Origin of the sequence: Kribbella sp. NBC_00359 (assembly GCF_036097425.1) — a bacterium.
GTDB lineage: Bacteria > Actinomycetota > Actinomycetes > Propionibacteriales > Kribbellaceae > Kribbella.
This window is the reverse complement of record NZ_CP107975.1, coordinates 8684850-8701202: the sequence shown is the minus strand read 5'-3', so window position 1 is coordinate 8701202 and position 16353 is coordinate 8684850. Positions and strand designations below refer to the sequence as shown.

Genomic DNA, 16353 nt, shown 5'->3' with positions numbered 1-16353 from the left:
GCATGGTGACCAGCACAGCGGGAGCGACCCGCGCGGTGCGCGGCGGCCAGGGCAAGCCACTGCTGTCGATCCGCGACTTCAAGGTCGAGTACCGGACCGGAGCCGGCGCCACGGTGCACGCCGTCCGGGGCGTCGACCTGGACCTCTACCCCGGCGAAAGCCTCGCGCTGGTGGGGGAGAGTGGCTGTGGCAAGACGACCTTCGGGCTCGGTCTGCTGCGGTTGCTGCCCCGGCTCGGCCACGCCTCCGGAACAGTGACGTTCAACCGCGGCGACGGCGCCGAGATCGACATCCTCGGTCTCGACGGCCGCGACCTGCGGCAGTTCCGCTGGCGGGACGCGGCGATGGTCTTCCAGGGCGCGATGAACGCCTTCAACCCGTTGCTGAAGATCCGCGGGCACATGCACGACACGATGCGGGCGCACACCAAGGCCAGCAGACAGGAGATCGAGGACCGGGCCGGGGAGCTGCTGCGACTGGTCCGGCTCGAGCCGGCCCGGGTGATGGACAGCTACCCGCACGAACTGTCCGGCGGCATGCGGCAGCGGGTGCTGATCGCGATGAGCCTGCTGCTCGAGCCAGAGGTCCTGATCCTGGACGAGCCGACTACGGCCCTGGACATCCTCACGCAGCGTTCGATCGTCGACGTACTGCACGAGGTCCGGGAGCGGCTCGGCTTCTCGATGATCTTCATCTCGCACGACCTGTCGCTGGCCGCGGAGCTCGCCGACCGGGTCGCCACCATGTACGCCGGTCGCATCGTCGAGACCGGTGGCGTCCGGGACCTGTTCTACCAGCCACGGCATCCGTACACGCTCGCCCTGATCAACGCCGTGCCGCCGATCGTCGGCGACCTGCCGGATCTCGAGTCGATCCCGGGTGGCCCGCCGAGTCTGGCCGCGTTGCCGCGGGGCTGCACGTTCCACCCGCGCTGCAAGTTCGCCACCGAGGAGTGCAAGGCGCAAGACCCGCCACTGCTTGCGGTGACCGACCAGCCGGGCGACGCGCACGAGGTCGCCTGCATCCATTCCGGAGAGGTGCACCTCGAGCGACGGGTGCGAAGCGACGACTTGGAGACGCCCGCATGACCGCGACGGAGACCGCCCCGGAGGCTACGGCCGAGGGGCGCAAGCCACTGATGACGCTCGTGGGGGTCAGCCAGGTGTTCGACACCAAGGCCGGCCCGATCCGCGCGGTCGATCACGTCGACCTGTCCGTGAATCCCGGCGAGGTGCTCTGCCTGGTCGGCGAGAGCGGCTCCGGCAAGACCACGGCCGCCCGGATGGCGGCCGGTCTGGCCCGGCCGACCGACGGGCAGGTGGCCTTCGACGGCACCGACATCTGGTCGATGAAGCGGCAGGAGTTCGGCAGCTTCCGGCGCAGCGTCCAGTACGTTCACCAGGATCCGTACGCCTCGCTGAACCCGACCCGGACCATTCAGCAGACGCTGACTGCGCCGCTGCTCAAGCACGGGGTGGTCAAAGGCTCGAAGGCCGCCGCCGCGCGTGCCGCCGAGCTGCTGAAGAAGGTCGACCTGACGCCACCGGAGAACTTCCTGCAGAAGTACCCGCACCAGCTGTCCGGCGGCCAGCGGCAGCGGGCGTCGGTCGCCCGGGCGCTGACGCTGGACCCGAAGCTCATCATCGCCGACGAGTCGACCTCGATGCTCGACGTCTCGATCCGGATCAGCGTGCTGGCGATGCTCGGCCGGCTGCGCGACGACCTCGGCGTCGGGTTCCTCTTCATCACCCACGACCTGGCGATCGCGAAGTACTTCGGCTGGAACGGGAAGACCGCGGTGATGTACCTGGGCCGGATCGTCGAGTTCGGACCCACCCGGCAGATCATCAACGCGCCCACGCATCCCTACACCCGGGCGCTGATCGACGCGATCCCGGAGCCCGATCCCGACCTGACGAAGACCAAGGGCGCCGGCTCGCTGCGCAGCCTGGAGATTCCGAGCCTGGCGCACCTGCCGGCCGGGTGTGCCTTCCATCCGCGCTGCGGCCGGTTCGAGGGCGGCCTGTGTGACGGCGAGGTGCCCGGTCTGGTCGAAGTACGTTCTGGTCAGTCGGCCGCGTGCCACGTGGTGGCCCGCGACGGCGCCGACCAGATCCGGCCGGATGAACCGGCCGGCTGATGCCGCCCGAGATCGGCCGAGTGGCTCTCGGCTGGGCGGCGTTCCTGGTCCTGGCCAGCGTGGTTCTGCTCTTCACGCTGACGCCGGGGACACCGGAGTTCGTGATCACCCTGTTCACCTTGTGTTTGGGCCTGCTCTTGGGCCTGATCGTCGTCGCCGGGGTCGTCCTGACCAGGCGCCGGGAGAAACGCGAGGACGGTTAGTAACACCAGTAGTAGTGCCTGACCACGCGGGCGTGCGGTCAGTTCAGGAAAGGACGAAGGATGAGTCCCACCGGCACCAACGAATCCGGCGCTAGCGACCGGACCAACGCGGTCTCTCGCCGGCACGTGCTCCAGCTGTTCGGCATCGCCGGCGTCGGCATCGCCGGCGTCGGGTCGCTGGAGGCGTGTTCACCGAGCTCTCCGACCGCGGAGAGCAGCAAGTCGGGTGGCAACAAGGAGTTCCACGGCGCGTACCCCTACCAGTTGCCACCCAAGGGTCACTTCAACCTGGCCGCCGGCGTCACCGACGGCATCCAGCAGCAGAGCCCGTACCTCGATCTGATCTACCCCAGCGGCGGTCTGTACTACTGGGCCGACAAGAAGTGGGAATACATGATGGCCGAGTCCAGCAAGCTGGACGAGGCGGCCAACACGTACACGATGAAGCTCCGGTCCGGTCTGACCTGGAGTGACGGGTCTCCGATCACCGCCAAGGACGTCGTGTCGACGTTCAACCTGCACTGGCTGATGCGTCAGCAGTCGTGGACGTTCCTGTCCGACGTCAAGGCGCAGGACGACACCACAGTCCTGTTCACCATCGGCACGCCGTCGACGGTGCTCGAGCGCTACATTCTCCGGGCGCCGATCTTGCCGGACTCCGTCTACGGTCAGTGGGCCACGAAGGCCGAGACGATGCGCAAGGCCAAGACCAGCCTGGACAGCCCCGAAGGCAAGGCGCTGAACGGCGACTTCCAGAAGTTCCGCCCGGAGAACCCGGTCGTGTCGGGCCCGTTCAACTACGACACGAAGACCATGACCAACTCCCAGATGAGCCTGGTCAAGAACGACAAGGGCCTGTTCGCCGACAAGATCGGCTTCAGCAAGGTCCTGCTGTACAACGGTGAGACCTCGGACATCACCCCGACGGTGATGAACAAGGACGTCGACTACGCCACCCACGGCTTCGCGGTGGCCAGCGAGAAGACCTTCCTGAACACCGGCTTCCGGATCCTCCGTCCGCCGGTGTACTCGGGTCCGGCGCTGGTGTACAACTTCACCACCCACCCGGAGTTCTCCGACGTCCGCGTGCGGCAGGCGATCGCCTACATCATCGACCGCAACGAGAACGGCACCGTCGCGCTCGGCGACTCCGGCAAGGCCTGCAAGTTCATGGCCGGCTTCTCCGACATCGCCGTACCGGACTGGATCTCCGACGCCGACCAGAAGAAGCTGCAGGCCTACGAGAAGGACGAGGCCAAGGCCACCCAGCTGCTGCAGGCGGCGGGCTGGAAGAAGGCCGGCGACAAGTGGCAGCTGCCGTCGGGTAAGCCCGCGGCGTACGACATCAAGTTCCCGACCGAGTTCGCCGACTGGAACCCGGCCGCCACCAACGCGGCCGACCAGCTGAACAAGTTCGGGTTCAACATCACCAAGCGGGGCATCACCTTCACCCAGCTGAACCCCGACGTGCTGGCCGGCAAGTTCGACATGGCGATCCAGAGCTGGGGCGCGTCGTCGCACCCGCACCCGTACTTCTCGTTCGTCCAGGACCTCTACACGTTCAACTACGTGACCGCGGCGAACTCCGGCGGCAAGGGAATGAACTTCCCGCTCAAGCAGACGACGTCCGCGGGTCCGATCGACCTGCAGGCCGTCGTCGACAAGTCCGCCCAGGGCCTGAACGTCGACGAGCAGAAGAAGAACGTCACCGCCGCGGCGCTGGCGTTCAACGAACTGCTCCCGATCATGCCGCTCTGGGAGCGCTACGGTAACAACCCGGCGCTGGAAGGGGTCCGAGTCGCCAAGTTCCCGGCGGACGACGACCCGATCCTGAAGAACGCGCCGTACGCGGACAACTTCGTGATCATGTACATGTACCAGGGCAAGGTCGCGCCGGTCTGAGTTATCCACTGGCGGACTGACCCGATTGTTTGGTTGGGTCGGCCGGGTGATCAGCGTTCGCGAGATCGACCCGGCCGACCTGGCCCTGTTCGACGAGTGGTACGACGCGCTCCGGGCCGGTGCGGTCGCGGGCCGGACGGCCGCGCTCGTGGTCGGCCGGGAGGCGCTCGGGTACTCCCTGCGTAATCCGGGGCCGTTGAAACAACGGCTCGCGGTCGGTGCGTTCGAGGACGATCGCGTGCTCGGCGCGATGCTGTTCGAGTACCGGTTGACCGACAACCTGGACACGGTCGAGGTCGAGATCGACGTACCTCCGCAGCATCGGCGGCGGGGGATCGGTACGGCGCTGTGGCAGTGGGCGGTGACGCGGGCGGCGCAGCTCGGGCGGACCATCTTCCAGGCCGAGCTCGGCGTGCCGTCGGAACCGTGGCCAGGTGCCGAGTTCGCCGCGCGGCTCGGTTTCACGGTCGAGCACATCGAGGAGCAACTCGTCGTACCGCTGCCGTACGACGCGCTCCGGCTGGACGAGTTGGTGCTCGAGGCGGGTCCGCTGGTCGGGTACCAGCTGACCTCGTGGGCGGGCGTGTGTCCGCCGGAGCACCAGCAGGCGTACGCCGACCTGCACACGGCGATGGATCACGACGTACCCACGGGTGGCATGACCCGGGAGGTCGTGCCGTGGACGGTCGAGAAGCTGCAGGCGAGTGAGCAGCGGATCGACCGCAACTATCTCGCGCTCGTGACGATGGCGCACACGCTGTCCGGGCAGCCGGCCGGGTACACGCTGCTGTACCTCCCGCGGGCCGACGCCGAGCACGCCCAGCAGGACGACACGCTCGTGCTCCGGGAGCATCGCGGGCACAAGCTGGGCACGCACCTGAAGCTGGCCAACCTCGCACAGCTGGACAAGCACCGGACCACACAGCGCTTCCTGCACACCTGGACGGCGCTGTCGAACGCGCCGATGCGCAAGGTCAACGCCCGCTTCGGCTTCCGACCGGTCGAGGAGCACCGCGAGCTGGAGCTGACCTACCCGCGCTTGCGGCCGGCCGCCCGTGGCGTCGTCCTCGATCACGACGACCGCATCCTGCTGGTCCGCTTCGAGTTCGACTCCGGCCCGCTCTGGGCCACTCCCGGCGGCGGCATCGAGGACGGCGAGTCGGCGGTCGAGGGCCTGCGCCGCGAGCTCGTCGAGGAGATCGGCCTGGACTGTCCCGCCGACCCACCGCAGCTCTGGCACCAGGAGGTCGTTGCCGAGGGCCACGCTCCCGGGTTTGACGGTGTCATCAACGACTACTTCCTGGTCCGCACCGAGTCCTTCACCGTCGGTGGCACGCTCAGCGAGGCCGAGCTCCAGGCGGAGAACCTGTACGGCCACCGCTGGTGGACCCTCGACGAACTGCGGTCCCACGAAGGCCGCTTCGCCCCTCGGGATCTCCCCGAGCTGGTCCGGGTTCTGTTGCAGACCGGCCCACCGACCACGCCGACCCGACTGGGTCTGTGAGAAGTCCGTGTGGAGCTTGTGGGAGGTGTGTGAGGAACGGTGATCGGAGCCGGTCCGGCGATCTAACTTCGACGTGTGAAGCCTCGACATAGCCTTGACTGGTTTGTCCCTGTTCATTCGACCGGTGCCGCCGCGGCACTCCAGACCGGGCGGCTGCCCGATGGTCGCCGGGTCGGCATCGCGTTCACCACTCTCGCTAAGTTGCGGGCGGCAACCGGTCCGCGCCAGGAGTGGATGCGCCTCACCGAGGCCGCCCTGCGCGAGACGCTCGCTCCGCTCGGCGTCACCAGGATCCAGCTCGACCCGGTCCTGGTCGGTCCCGATGTCAGCAGCCGTCCGTCAGAGATGCCGCACCCAGGTCAGCCGGCCTTCGTCCATTAAGGCGTGACCGTCGGCGCTGTCCGCGACATTGGGGTCGTGGGTGGCGATGACGACGGCGGCGCCCCGGTCGGCCTCGGCCCGGAGCAGTTCGAGGACGCGCTCGCGGTTGGTGCTGTCGAGTTCGCTGGTGGACTCGTCGGCCAGGATCACCCGGCCCTGCTGGGCGATGCCGCGAGCGACCGCGACCCGTTGCTGTTCACCACCGGACAGCTCCTCGACCAGGTGGTCGCCGCTCTCCTCGAGCCCGACCTGGGTGAGTGCCTGCTCGATCGCGCGATCGAGTTCCTCCAGTGCCTCGTCGTCGGCCGGCCTGCGGTCCGCGAGCAGCGGCATCGACAGGTTCTCCCGCGCGGTCAGGACGCGTGCCAGGCCGTTGCCCTGGGGGATGAGTACGACGCCGTGCGCGGCGGCCGACGGCCGGTCGGTGATCACCAGCCCGTCGATCTCGACCTGACCGGATTTCACCGGCACCGCGCCGGCGATTGCCCAGAGCAACGAACTCTTGCCGGCGCCCGAGGGCCCGCTGATCGCGAGGACGAAGCCCGGCGGGACCCGGAACGACACGTCGGACACCGCGACGAGCTGGCCATAGCTGACCGTCACCTGATCGACCTCGATCATCGCGTTCCCTCCTGGTCCACCGGGGTGAGCCGGATCTCGCCGTCTTCGGTGGTGACCTGCACGAGCGTCCCGGCCGGCAGCAGTTCGGCGACATGTGGTGGCAGGGGCAACGACCCGTCCGTCGCGACCACGGCGTACTCCTCGCCGGAGCGTCCTTCCGAGGCGATGCGTCCGTCCCGGATGGTGATCGTGCGCGGCAGTGTCGCCGCCACCTCGGGGTCGTGGGTGATCAGCAGCACCGTCATCCCGGTCTCCGCGTTGATCGTCCGGATCGCCGCGAGTACCTCGTCGCGCGCCTGGTGATCGAGCTGACTGGTCGGCTCGTCGGCCAGCAACAGTCCTGGGTACGTCGCGATGCCCACGGCCACCGCACACAGCTGGACCTGACCCGGCGTCAGCGCGGACAAGGGCGAGGTGGCGTGTTCTCGAAGTCCCACGAGCTCTAGGACGGCTTCCGGTGGCGGGAGGTCGCGGTCGCGCGATGCGGCTCCTTGTGCGTAGCGCACGTTGTCGACCGGTGTGAGGTAGGGGATGAGGTTGCGTCCGGCACCTTGCAGCACGATGCCGACGTCACCGGCTCGCATCTGGTCGAGCTCGGCTTCGGTCATTGTGGCCACGTTGTGCTCACCGATCTGCAACCTGCCCGCGCTCGGGGTCAGCAGACCGCCACACAACTGCAGCAGCGTCGACTTTCCCGCACCAGATGGTCCAAGCAGCCCGACCAGTTCACCTGGACGCACAGTGATCCCGATACCGGACAACGCGGCGACGTCGTGCCCGTGTGCACGGTAGATATGCACGAGTCCCGTCGTACTGATCGCAAGGCCGGTCATAGGGCTTCCTCCCGGATGCGGGCGAAGCCGGCTCGCCTGTTGACCCCGGTGCCCAGCAACAGGGTCGCGGCCGCGAGTACCGCCGTACCCACGAGCCAGAGGAGCAGTGCGACCGGCCAGTTGGTGCTGAGCTCCAGCGGTATCGGCCCACCGGTGTCAGCGAACAGAGGTATCAGCGGCAACGCGATCTGCGCCCCGACCACACCACACACCGATCCCAGTAGGACCGCCAGCGCCACCGGACCGGTCTGCTCCCACCGCGCCGCCCTACCGGTGGTGTTGGCCGGTACGCCGGTGATCCGCAGGCTCGCGTAGTCCTGGGCCCGCGACCGCCACGAGGTCACCACGGTGAGCAGCAGTACGACGATCGCCAGCGCCCAGCCCGCGATCCCGACCACTGGTGTGAGTTGCAACGCCAGTGCACTCGCCGATCGTCCGTACGACGCGATCCGATCGGCCCTGCGGTCCACGACCTCGGCCGCGTACCCGGCCTTGGCGAGTTGGTCGATGATCGTGTCGGCCTTCGCCAGCCCGTCGGCGTTGAGCCAGAGCTCGAACTCGGTCGACGCTTCGTCCACGGTCCCGGCCAGGCGCCGTACCGTCTCCAGATCGACGACTGCGGTGCGCAGCGGGAAACGGTTGACCGGACCGCCCAGCCGGTCGAGCTTGGCCAGCGGTATCGGGGTGCCGTCGAGCGCGGGGCTCGTGGCGGAGGCGTCGTACCGGTAGTCCGGCGTCACCAGGGCGGGCGTCACCTGGGGCACGGTCGCGTACTGCAGGTACTGGTCGCCGCCCAGGTTCGTCACCGCCAGCGTGAGTGCTCCGCCGCCGGCCGCTTGGATGGAGTCCTGACTGGACTCGAGTTGCTTGATGGGCTGCCAGTCGTCGGGGTCGCCGAGTGGGATCGACGGGTGGTCGTCGCTGGACAGCTTGCCGAGCTGGATCTCGCCGCGGATCCCGGCCTGATCGTTCAGGTCGCGGGTGACGCCGAGCCGGAGCAGTTGGCAGCCGTCCGTGCAGTCGACCTTGGCCTGTAGCTCGGTCTGCCGGCCCGGGATCAGCGGCAGCCGCGGGAAGGTGATGTCGGTGCGTGCACCATTGCGCAGGTTGACGAGGTTCGCCACCAGGAGGACGGACTTCGCGGCCGGCTGTGTCGCCGGCTCCTCGCCGTTCGTGGTCTTCGCCTGCACCGGCGTCATCGGGCCCGGGGAGGCGGTGATGGTCAGCTGGGTAGTGCGGAACTCGATCGGTGGAACGCTCGGTGCCGCGAGCCTGCTGAACCCTTCGGCGTCGGTGAGCCGATCGCCGCGGTACGCGATCCGCCGGAAGCTGGCAGGTTCGATCATCATCGTCTGCAGTGCGTCGGGCGACGGCGGTCGCGCGACGACGACCGGTGTGAACCACTGCCGGTCCGGGTCGATCCGGTTGATCGCCTGGGTGAAGGCGCCGAGGCTCCCGGCGTTCACGCGCAGCACACCCTCGGCGCCGGTCTCGTAGCCGGCGCGGGACTGCCGGTTGTGTTCGCCGACCGACGCAGCCTGGCCGGCGAAGGCGACCAGCCCGGCCGCTACCGCGACCGCCGCGACGATGCGGGTGACGGCCGGTCGGCGCGAGACCTGCAGTGCTCCGAGTGCCAGACCCAAACGTCCCCGGCGCAAGGCTCGCCGGCTGATGAATCCCGCGACCGGCAGGAGTAAGTGGGCGAATGTCAGCCCGACTGCCAGCGCCAGCAGGGCGGGCGCGAGGACAGGCAACGGGCCTCGGCCCGAACCGGTCAGCGCCGAGACGAGTCCCGCGACGGCGAGCACGATGATCGCCAGGTCGACCATGCCGAGCGTCCTGCCGCGCCGGTGTGGCGCCACTCGCCGCAGCAGCGTAGAGATCTGCTGCCGTACGACGCCGCGGACCTGGAGCACCACGACACCGAGAGCAACAACCGCGACCGCCAGCAGCGCGACCGGCACCGTCCACGGCAGCTCGATGGGGGAGCCTCGGTGCAGCCAGGTCGCCCGGACGATCAGCAGGAGCGCGAAGCCGACCGGTGCACCGGCGAGCGTTCCGGCCAGCACCGGCACGCCCAGCTCGACGGACAACGACCGGCCGGCACGGCGTGCGGTGGATCCGCGGAGGCGGGCGACCGCGATCTCGGGCCGGCGCTGGTCGACCACCACGGCGAGGGCCAAGGCGAGGACGACCAGTCCGAACAGGGCGACCTGGACCATCACGAGCGGGATGATCGTCGCGGCCTGCTGACGCTCGTCGCGGATCCGGTCGATCACGCCGATCAGCCCGGAGGTGTTGTCGGCGCCGAGCTCGGTGGCTTGGCTCTTCACGACGGTCGATGCCGCCTCCAGCCGGTCGAGGTCGTCGAGCCTCGCCACCCCGGGGGCCGGCCGGGTGTCCAGTGTCGTGTGCTGATTCCAGATGTCGGGCGTGAACGTCGTACGGTCGGTCAGCAGATAGTCGGTCTCGCCCGGCGCCTTGTCTCCCGGCGGCTTGGAGTGACCGATCGGCGGCCGGCCGAACCAGTAGTCCGCGCCGACGTCCTTCGGGCGGTACAACCCGACCACGGTGAGCGTGCCGCCACCGGCGTACGTGTCCGGTACGGCGTTGATCTTCGCGCCGAGCTGGACACCCCAGGTCGCCTGGTCCACCGTCGAGGCGATCACCTCGTTCGGTCCGTGCGGGCAGCGGCCCGCGACCACGGCGATCTGGTCGCAGTACCCCTCGCGCCACAGCAGCCGGCTGACGATCGACGGGTCCGCGTCGCGCCAGACGACGTCACTGTGAATGCCGAGCACGGGCTTGGTGAAGAGGGGCTCGAGGTCGGCCGGTACCAGCTTGCCGAGGTCCTCGGGTCGGGACTGGGTGCCGGCGGAACTCCGGGTCGGGCTCGTCTCGAGCTGCCACGCGGCCGACAGGCGCTGCCCGGTCAGGGTCTCGGTCATCACGGTCTGCTCGACGGCGCGGGCGAACCACGGCCCGAACACCGCGCAGGTCCCGATCAGCAGACTGATACCGGCCAGCACCAGCGCCTGGGACCACCGGTACCGCAGCGCCCGTCGTAGGAACATCTGTTCAGCCACCCCCAGCGTCTCGCCCCGCCCGCCCGAAGATACGGAACCGGCCGATGGCTGTACCGGGCCGGGCCGAAATGTCACAGAGTTGTTGTCCAGACAGCAATCCGGGTCACGGACGGTGACCGTCCGGAGGGGGTTGCCCGGTGCAACGAGTGACGGCGGTAGGTTCGGGCTATGCGTGATTCCCAACTCGGCGATCTGACCGTTTCCTGCCTCGGCCTCGGCTGCATGGGGATGTCCCAGTCGTACGGCGTGACCTCCGACGAGGCCGAGTCCGTCGCCACCCTGCACGCGGCGATCGACGCGGGCTGCACCTTCCTCGACACCGCCGACGTGTACGGCGCCGGTGAGAACGAGGAACTCGTCGGCCGCGCCCTGGCCGGCCGTCGCGACGAGGTGGTGCTCGCCACCAAGTTCGGCTTCAAGAAGCCTGGGGCCGGCCTCGGCCTCGCGAACCAGGTCGACGGTTCGCCGGAGTACGCCGTACAGGCGCTGGACGCCTCGTTGCGCCGGCTGGGCGTGGACCACGTCGACCTGTGGTACCTGCACCGGCGTGACCCGCAGGTGCCGATCGAGGAGACAGTCGGCGCGATGGCTTCCCAGGTCCAGGCCGGCAAGGTGCGGTACCTGGGGTTGTCCGAGGTGAACGGCGACACGGTCCGGGCCGCGCACGCGGTGCACCCGATCAGCGCCGTGCAGAGTGAGTGGTCGCTGTGGACGCGCGACCCGGAGACCGTCGTACTGCCGACGCTGCGGGAGCTCGGGATCGGGTTCGTGCCGTTCAGCCCGCTCGGGCGAGGGTTCCTGACCGGGCAGCTCAAGTCGCCGGAGGACTTCGAGCCCGACGACATGCGGCGCGGGCTGCCGCGGTTCCAGGGGGAGAACTTCCAGCGCAACCTCGACCTGGTGGCTCAGGTGCGGTCGTTGGCGGCTTCGAAGGGTGTCACGCCGGGGCAGCTGGCCCTCGCCTGGCTGCTTGCTCAGGGCAACGACGTGGCTCCGATCCCCGGGACGAAGCGGCGCAAGTATCTGGCCGAGAATCTCGGGGCCGTCGACGTCACGCTGACGGCTTCCGAACTGGCCGCGCTCGACGAGGCGTTCCCGGCGGAGGCGGCGTCCGGGCAGCGGTACACCGACGGTGGAATGGACCTGGTGGGGAAGTGATCGGGGTCACCGCTGCGACCGGCGGCCTTGGGTCCCGGATCGCGCGGCGGCTGGCGGATTCCGGCGTACCCCAGCGGCTGATCGTCCGGGATCCCGGGCGGGCTCCGTCGTTGCCGGACACCGAGGTCGCGCAGGCGGCGTACGGCGAGCATGCCGCGCTGCTGGACGCGCTCGACGGGGTCGACACCTTGATGTTGCTCAGCGCAACGGAATCGGCGGATCGGGTTGCGTTGCACAAGGCAACGGTCGACGCGGCGGTCGCGGCGGGAGTGCGGCGGATCGTCTATACGTCGTTCGCCGGCGCGGCGCCGGGGGCGACGTTCACCTTCGCCCGGGATCACTGGCACACGGAGCAGCACATCCGGTCTGTTGGCGTCGACTTCACCTTCCTGCGGGACAACTTGTATATCGACTTCGTGCCTGGGTTCGCCGGTGAGGACGGGGTGATTCGCGGTCCGGCCGGAGACGGGCGGACGGCCGCGGTCGCGCGGGATGACGTGGCGGCAGTGGCGGCCCGGGTGTTGGTGGACTCGGGGCACTCTGGCGCGACGTACGACCTGACCGGCCCGGCCGCGTTCACGCTGACCGAGGCGGCCGCCGTACTCACGGAGGCGTGGGGGCGGAAGATCCGCTACGAGCCCGAGACGCTGGACGAGGCGTATCGCTCTCGCGAGTGCTTCGGCGCTCCGGCGTGGGAGGTCGCCGGGTGGGTGACGTCGTACGCCGCGATCGCGAGCGGCGAGCTCAGCCACCTCTCGACGGCCGTCGAGGACATCACCGGTGCTCGGCCGATCAGCCTCGAGGAGTATGTCGGTCGCGGGTGAGAGACTGGCCGCGTGCCGCTCTACCGGGATGAGGCGATCGTGCTGCGCACCCAGAAGCTGGGTGAGGCGGACCGGATCGCCACGCTGCTGACGCGCGGGCGCGGCAAGGTCCGCGCGGTCGCCAAGGGAGTCCGCCGTACGTCGTCCCGGTTCGGCGCCCGGCTCGAGCCGTTCAGTCACGTCGACCTGCAACTCGCCACCGGCCGCACCCTCGACGTCGTCACCCAGGCCGAGTCGATCGCGGCGTACGGCGAGGGGATCGTCGGCGACTACGCGCGGTACACCACCGGCACGGTCCTCCTCGAGACAGCCGACCGCCTCGTCGTCGAGGAGAAGGAGCCCGCCACCCAGCAGCACCTGCTGCTGGCCGGCGCCCTCCGCGTCCTGTCCACCGGCGAACGCGAACCAGGCCTGGTCCTCGACTCCTTCCTGCTCCGCTCCCTGGCGATCTCCGGCTACGCCCCGTCCTTCGGCGACTGCGCCCGCTGCGGCGAACCCGGCCCCCACCGAGCCTTCAACCCCGCAGCCGGCGGCATGGTCTGCTCCTCCTGCCGCCCCCCGGCCTCAGCCATGCCCTCCCCAGCCACCGTCACCCACCTGGCCGCCCTCCTCACCGGCGACTGGCCCACCGCCCTCCAAGCCGACCCCCGAACCCGCCGAGAAGCCACCACCCTCACCGCCGCCTTCTTCACCTACCACCAAGACCACCAACTCCGCTCCCTCCCCCACCTAGACCTAACAACCTGACAAACCCCCACACGCCCCGCTCAGCACCCTCACCCGCCCCCGTCACCCAGCCGCCCGCCCTCAACCGCGCCACCCGCCGCATCCCCAGCCCCGCCGCCGACCCAGCGCGGCTGGAAGGCCATTCGTCGGCCAGCGGGAGCAAGACATCCGTCCGCAGGTTCTGCGTGGTCGCCCCGAAGCCCTGGTGCATCGCAGCCGGCCACCGCCCCCGTTCGCGAGCCTCCGTCAGCCATGGGCACACCCGTTGGCCTAGACAGCCTCGATCACCCCTGAGCTGCAGGAAGGCGCAACCTGTGGATAACCCGCCCTCTACGAACCGCCGGTATGGCAGAGTTACACACTCAGTAACCGACCCTTGACGCGGAGGAACCCATGCCCACCCGAGCCGTAGCCGCCACGGTCATCACCCTGACCGTCGCCCTCCTCTCGGCCTGCGACACCGGCTCTTCCGCAACACCACCGCCGTTCACACCGTCAACTGCGCCGTCAACTAGCACAAGCGCGCCGGCCAGCGAGTCTGAGCAAGTCGGCACGGCGGCTGTCGCCGCGTATCGGCACTACATCGAGGTGATTGATGCGATGACGGCGAGCGGTGGCACCGAGGTCAAGGACATTCCGCTGGTGACGGCCGGTATCGAGCTCGGAGCCTCCCAGAATCAGGCAGCCACATATCGGGGTCGGAAGATCAGGACGATCGGGACCACGAAGGTCATTTGGGTCAAGGCAGTCAAGCTGGGCGCTCCAACGGCAGGATCGATCACCTCGGCCTCCGTTCAGGCCTGCTACGACACGTCAGAGACGCAGGCTGTCGATGCGAGTGGCAAGAGCGTCAAGTTGCCCGGCACGCCGACGCGCTGGTTGGACAACCGTGATCTACGGCTGATCGACGGTGCGTGGAAGGTGGTCAACGGCAAGAATCAGGGGGCGCAGTGCTGACCGCCGGGATCGCGATCGTCAGCTTGCTCGCCGGCTTGCCGGCTTCAGCGGGAGCGACCAATGTCTCCCCGACGCCCACCATCACGACCCCAGACTGCGATCGGGACCGCGTGACGGGACAGTGCCGCATCTCAGCGAGCGATGAAGGCGATCCGCCTTCAACCTCTGGAACGACGACGCCTGGGGGGAAGAAGACTGGGGGAGCTGGATGCGTGTTCAAGGGGCAGGCGGTGCCGTGTCAGACGGCGGACGGGTTCTTTGATTCGGCTTCGGGTTGCTATCTGACGCCGCAGGACGCGCCGACCTCGTTGGTGAACTCGAACCTGGTCAGTGGCTATCCGGCGGGGACGAAGTTCTACCGATGCTGGGTGATCCTTGGGGTCGTTGAAGGCCGGCCGCAGGGCATTGATAGGTTCGAGTCGGTCATCCGTGAACCGGGTCAGACCCAGACGATCGATCCGCGGATTGCGGCTCAGCGCGTTGTCGCGACTATGAACTTCGTCGCGCCGCAGCTCGGGGTGTCACCGTACGTTCAGAGCGCTACGCACGAAGGGATCGTCAACGTACCGGTCTGGATGTGGGTGACAGACCCGGGCACCACGACGACCGGCCCGCAGACCAAGCGGGCTGCCATCGAGGGTGTCGCGATCGAGGCGACCGGCACGGTGGATCGGATCGAGTGGTCGATGGGTGGCGGTGAGACTGTTACCTGTAAGGGGGCTGGCACTCCGTTCAGCCGCGCGATGGCGGAGGGGAAGTCGCTGAAGGAGATCCCGGCGTCACCGACCTGTGGCTACAAGTATCGGAAGACGTCGCGCTGTGAGAAGTCCGGCGCCTACCAGGTCACCGCGACCGCGTACTGGAACGTCCACTGGACCGGTGGCGGCATGGAAGGCGACATTCCACTCGACTTCAGCCGCTCGATTCCTCTGCGCGTGACGGATCTCCGGCCAGTGCTCGTCGACCCCGAGGGTGGTCCGTCGACTCAGCAACCCGAGCCTCGCCCCTGCGCCTAGCCTCCGCCGAACTCGCGCTTGGGCTCCTGCGCACGAGTCGATCAGCGCGGACATGGTGCGGGGATGCCGCTTGTACCGACTGAGCATGTCCTGCAGCCCCGCCTGGACCCGCTCCCGATCCTCCTCGAGCTTGCGGCTGAGAAACTGGTTCAGGTTCACGACCAGCATTGCGTTCGGCCCGGACGTCGGCGCGTCTGAATCCTTGAGGTTGTCGGTGACAAGCACATCCGACTTGCTGTGCACAGCCCTCGCCAGAACATGCTTGTCCTTCGGATCCGCTGCATCTGCTCCTGCAACGCCTGTGGCGGAGCCTCCGTCATCGCCTCTCCGGGAAAGCGCCGTTCATCATGGCGATGCGCCGATCGATGCTGGCTTCGGAAACTCCCGCCGGCCTGTTCCGGCGCATCACGTCGAGGAGGTTCTGGGTCCAGCGTGGCTCGAAGACCTCGCGGTCACCCAGCGACAGCAAGATGTCGTTGGTCTGCTGACCACGATCCCGCTATCACCCGACCGCCTCGGACGCGCAGACGTTCGCGTCGAGGAGCCCGCTCGGGTCGGTCGCCGCCAGGCGAGTCGGACTGCGTCACGACGGCTGCCCGTCCTCGGGATCGTCACCCATCAGCTCGTCGAGCACCGAACGCCGGTTCCGGCGCCGCTCGTTGTCCCACGCGATGACATCGGCCAGCCGCACCCAGTCGACATATTCCGTCGACCGGAAGGGAACCGCGCCTCCGGCAACATACTTCCGCAGATCGTCCCGCCCGATCGCGATCGCATCCGCCGCCTCGTCGATCGGCAGCTCGGCCCGCAACGGAACGATCTTGACACCCCGCCCCGCCCGCATCGCCTCGAGCACATGCTGAACCGCGCGATACACCGCGAGCGGTATCTCCTCCCGCATGCCGTCAGGCCCGACCACAGTAGCCACACCGGGCGAGACCTGACGCTCGTCAGCATCGAGCAGGTAGATCCGCGCATCCGTTGTAGGCCCTGGCATTTCCC

At 68.6% G+C, this 16353-nt stretch carries 15 protein-coding genes; 11 read left to right on the top strand and 4 right to left on the bottom strand.

Features of this window, described 5'->3' with window-relative positions; genetic code table 11:
* The first annotated feature begins 2 nt into the window (after nt 1-2).
* From OG876_RS41940 to OG876_RS41915, 6 genes are all read left to right on the top strand, one after another.
* Nucleotides 3-1088 (top strand): ABC transporter ATP-binding protein, encoded by a 1086-nt coding sequence (locus OG876_RS41940; protein WP_328522308.1) that lies wholly within the window; start codon nt 3-5, stop codon nt 1086-1088.
* Complete coding sequence (locus OG876_RS41935) at nt 1085-2140, top strand: ABC transporter ATP-binding protein (protein WP_328522307.1); 1056 nt, start codon at nt 1085-1087, stop codon at nt 2138-2140. Before OG876_RS41940 ends, OG876_RS41935 begins: the two co-directional genes overlap by 4 nt.
* The gene (locus tag OG876_RS41930) at nt 2140-2343 is read left to right on the top strand and encodes a hypothetical protein (protein ID WP_328522306.1); all 204 of its coding nucleotides are present in this window, start codon (nt 2140-2142) and stop codon (nt 2341-2343) included. Before OG876_RS41935 ends, OG876_RS41930 begins: the two co-directional genes overlap by 1 nt.
* Before the next feature lie 60 nt (nt 2344-2403).
* On the top strand, nt 2404-4245 hold the full coding sequence (locus OG876_RS41925) for an ABC transporter substrate-binding protein (protein WP_328522305.1): 1842 nt from the start codon (nt 2404-2406) through the stop codon (nt 4243-4245).
* A 46-nt stretch (nt 4246-4291) separates the two neighbouring features.
* Nucleotides 4292-5749, top strand: a complete 1458-nt coding sequence (locus tag OG876_RS41920; RefSeq protein ID WP_328522304.1) for a GNAT family N-acetyltransferase — start codon at nt 4292-4294, stop codon at nt 5747-5749.
* Nucleotides 5750-5824: 75 nt separating this feature from the next.
* On the top strand, nt 5825-6130 hold the full coding sequence (locus OG876_RS41915; RefSeq protein WP_328522303.1) for an SAV_915 family protein: 306 nt from the start codon (nt 5825-5827) through the stop codon (nt 6128-6130).
* On the opposite strand, the gene OG876_RS41910 is transcribed toward OG876_RS41915, so the two are convergent.
* Genes OG876_RS41910 through OG876_RS41900 form a run of 3 tightly spaced genes read right to left on the bottom strand, consistent with a single transcriptional unit; the run spans nt 6089 to nt 10658 of the window.
* Nucleotides 6089-6751, bottom strand: a complete 663-nt coding sequence (locus tag OG876_RS41910; RefSeq protein WP_328522302.1) for an ABC transporter ATP-binding protein — start codon at nt 6749-6751, stop codon at nt 6089-6091. The two genes, OG876_RS41915 and OG876_RS41910, sit on opposite strands and share 42 nt — an antisense overlap.
* Nucleotides 6748-7584, bottom strand: coding sequence for an ABC transporter ATP-binding protein (locus tag OG876_RS41905; protein WP_328522301.1), 837 nt, complete (start codon nt 7582-7584; stop codon nt 6748-6750). Before OG876_RS41905 ends, OG876_RS41910 begins: the two co-directional genes overlap by 4 nt.
* Nucleotides 7581-10658 (bottom strand): FtsX-like permease family protein, encoded by a 3078-nt coding sequence (locus tag OG876_RS41900; protein ID WP_328522300.1) that lies wholly within the window; start codon nt 10656-10658, stop codon nt 7581-7583. Before OG876_RS41900 ends, OG876_RS41905 begins: the two co-directional genes overlap by 4 nt.
* A 180-nt stretch (nt 10659-10838) precedes the next feature.
* Here OG876_RS41900 and OG876_RS41895 point away from each other — a divergent pair, with 180 nt between their 5' ends.
* From OG876_RS41895 to OG876_RS41875, 5 genes are all read left to right on the top strand, one after another.
* A complete protein-coding gene (locus tag OG876_RS41895) occupies nt 10839-11828 on the top strand; it encodes an aldo/keto reductase (RefSeq protein WP_328522299.1) in 990 nt (329 codons plus the stop codon).
* Nucleotides 11825-12652: an SDR family oxidoreductase gene (locus OG876_RS41890; RefSeq protein WP_328522298.1), complete on the top strand. Its 828-nt coding sequence runs from the start codon at nt 11825-11827 to the stop codon at nt 12650-12652. Before OG876_RS41895 ends, OG876_RS41890 begins: the two co-directional genes overlap by 4 nt.
* A gap of 12 nt (nt 12653-12664) precedes the next feature.
* Nucleotides 12665-13399, top strand: coding sequence for a DNA repair protein RecO (recO, locus tag OG876_RS41885; protein WP_328522297.1), 735 nt, complete (start codon nt 12665-12667; stop codon nt 13397-13399).
* Nucleotides 13400-13771: 372 nt separating this feature from the next.
* A complete protein-coding gene (locus OG876_RS41880; protein ID WP_328522296.1) occupies nt 13772-14335 on the top strand; it encodes a hypothetical protein in 564 nt (187 codons plus the stop codon).
* A 212-nt stretch (nt 14336-14547) separates the two neighbouring features.
* Entirely contained in the window at nt 14548-15351 is an 804-nt protein-coding gene (locus tag OG876_RS41875; protein ID WP_328522295.1) for a hypothetical protein, read from the top strand.
* A 583-nt stretch (nt 15352-15934) separates the two neighbouring features.
* Here OG876_RS41875 and OG876_RS41870 read toward each other — a convergent pair.
* Nucleotides 15935-16348 (bottom strand): hypothetical protein, encoded by a 414-nt coding sequence (locus OG876_RS41870; protein WP_328522294.1) that lies wholly within the window; start codon nt 16346-16348, stop codon nt 15935-15937.
* Between the last annotated feature and the right edge of the window lie 5 nt (nt 16349-16353).